This window comes from Pseudomonas veronii, assembly GCF_001439695.1.
GTDB lineage: Bacteria > Pseudomonadota > Gammaproteobacteria > Pseudomonadales > Pseudomonadaceae > Aquipseudomonas > Aquipseudomonas veronii.
Genome location: NZ_JYLL01000073.1, coordinates 1 through 2195 on the forward strand (window position 1 = coordinate 1; position 2195 = coordinate 2195).

Here is a 2195-nt window from a genome sequence, read left to right on the forward strand (position 1 = left end):
TCGGCCCAGAGTGTGTAAAAACGCATTTGTACACTGTCGGCGCGAAGCGCCGACGGCTGTTAGCTGAGTAATTGCTCACAACAAGTCCTGCGGATCATCACTTGGGTCTGGGAGCCCCCTGCGTCGCTTCTACCTTGCTGGGTGGTCAAAATAAAGACCTCTTCAGGCCGACAGTGCCTTCATTAAACTGCTGATACCGAGAATTTTCATGACTCGCTTCAAGTTGTAGGCGAGCACATTCAAGCTCATCTCCGCGCTCACCCCGGCCAGCTTTCGGGTCAGGAAGTGCGTCGCACCCATCCATTGCTTGAGCGTGCCGAAGGGATGCTCAACAGTCCGTTTTCGGACTCGCATCATCTCCGGTGCTTTGCTTAGCCGGGCCTGCATTTCCTCCAGTACAGCTTCATGTTCCCAGCGTCGAATTCGTCGTTCCGTGCTCGGAGTGCACTGCGATTTCATTGCGCAGCCCCTGCATTTCGAACTCCAGTAACGGTGCAGCGTTAGGCCTTTTTCAACGTTGGTATAGCGCCAGATCAGTGCTTCTCCGGCTGGGCAAATATATTCGTTTTTTGCCGCGTCATAGATGAAGGCATCATTATTGAAACGTCCGTCCGCTTTGGCTCCAGAGGTCATCGGCTTGGGCACATAGGCCGTGATGCCTGCATCGTGACAAGTCAGGATCTCTTCGCTTTTGAAGTAACCTCGATCAGCCACTACCGACAACGTTTCTGACGCGACAGCCTCGCGGGCCTGCATGGCCATCGAGCTGAGTTGATCGCGGTCGGAACCGACGTTAGTGACTTCATGTGCAACGATCAAATGGTGTTGGGTATCGACCGCTGTCTGTACGTTATAGCCGACGATTCCGGTGCCGCGTGTCATCATGGAACGGCTGTCTGGATCGGTCAGTGAGACCTGTTTATCCGGCGATTCATTGAGCTGGATTTCGATCGATTGAAGCTCCTTCATTTGAGTTTTGAGCTTGGCGATTTTCTCTTCCAGCCGCACGGCACTGGGCTCGGAAGCTGTGGGTTCTTGCCGATCGGCAGCATCGAGTGCCACCAGGTAACGGTTGATACTCGATTCAATTTCTTCCATGCGCCGCTTCAGTTTGGCGCTGGTGAAATTGCGGTCGCGGTTGTTGACTGCTTTGAATTTACTGCCATCAATGGCGACCAGATGTTCTCCAAACAGTCCCAACTGCTGACACAGCATAACGAACTGGCGACAGACGCCTCGGATGGACTTGCTGTTGTCTTTTCGGAAGTTGGCGATGGTCTTGAAATCCGGCATCAAACGCCCGGTCAACCACATCAGCTCGACGTTGCGTTGAGCTTCTCGTTCCAGCCGCCGGCTCGACTGAATGCGGTTGAGATAGCCGTAGATGTAGATCTTTAGCAGGATCGCGGGGTGGTAAGCCGGCCGTCCAGTATCGGCTGGAATGGCACCTTCAAAACCTAGATTGACCAAGTTGAGTTCGTCGACGAAAACGTCAACTACGCGTACCGGATTGGTATCGCTGACGTAGTCGTCGAGGCTTTCGGGAAGTAGGGTGCCTTGGCCTCGGTGTTCACCTTGGATAAAGCGCTTCATAGGCAATCCCCGCGATAAAATCCTCAGCAATCATAGCAAGGCATCACGGAGTCGTTTCTACATACGCCGGGGCAATCGCAGACACCAATGGATGTCTATATATAGACGGTGTGAGGGCAGCGACTCTGATTGCTCAGCCTCAGGCTCCGAGATACCCTTTCTCCTCCTGACAGATAGGCACGGCCAACAAATCATGTCTACTTGCTATTCCATTCAAATCACGCCAGAAAGACCATTGCCGGCCTTCTATTGCATTGCTGAACATCTATGGGGAACCGGATGTGATGTTGACTCTGACGGTGACTGCGCAGGTTCAGATGATCGCCAATGGACGGAACTGACATTGTCGCTTCGCGGCACATCAGGAGAACGTATCGACATTGACCCGCTCTCGCTCATGCCTCTTACCCTCGTAATCCGTTCATCGCACGCCACCCTTTGCCAAAGAGCGGCCGACTACATCGTATCTGTTTCCGGAGGCACTATCGGCGCAGCTGTTAACGTCAAGACGGTATGAGTGCGGGGACACGAGGCTTATAGATTTCCGACAGGTGAAGAACCTAAAAGTGAGACCCCTTAGCGTTTTTACACACTCTGGGCCA

General features: G+C 53.3%; 1 protein-coding gene. It reads right to left on the reverse strand.

Going from position 1 to position 2195, the window contains the following annotated elements; translation table 11 throughout:
- Nucleotides 1–162: 162 nt before the first annotated feature.
- On the reverse strand, nucleotides 163–1593 hold the full coding sequence (locus tag TU80_RS30985; RefSeq protein ID WP_057006143.1) for an IS1182 family transposase: 1431 nt from the start codon (nucleotides 1591–1593) through the stop codon (nucleotides 163–165).
- Nucleotides 1594–2195 lie beyond the last annotated feature (602 nt).

Bases quoted from the DNA above. Each gene is read 5' to 3' on its own strand.
- TU80_RS30985 (WP_057006143.1), bottom strand. From the start codon at position 1,593: ATGAAGCGCTTTATCCAAGGTGAACACCGAGGCCAAGGCACCCTACTT.